At 42.1% G+C, this 292-nt stretch carries 1 pseudogene; it reads left to right on the forward strand.

The features are described from left to right. Positions 1 to 292, forward strand: a pseudogene (locus ACFINC_RS11070) (hypothetical protein); the annotation flags it as partial.

Here is a 292-nt window from a genome sequence, read left to right on the forward strand (position 1 = left end):
AAAGCTCAGCTTGATCAAAGTTTGGAGCAGCTTTCTAACAGTCTTCAATCAGATGATTCAGCGGTTGTTCTTTACGATAAGAAGGAAAATGGTGAGACTGATTATACGAGTGTAACTCTAGGAAAAGGCTCGAATGCAGCCCCTGTTGCATTGCATAATGTTGCTGATGGTCAAATTGCTGAGAATTCGCATGATGCGGTTACAGGCGGTCAGATTAACACGATCTCTCAAGATGTTGCTAAGTTTTTAGGTGGGGATACAGCCTTTAAAGATGGTACCTTTACAGGTCCAA

Origin of the sequence: Bartonella sp. AP58NXGY (assembly GCF_042195785.1) — a bacterium.
Lineage (GTDB): Bacteria > Pseudomonadota > Alphaproteobacteria > Rhizobiales > Rhizobiaceae > Bartonella.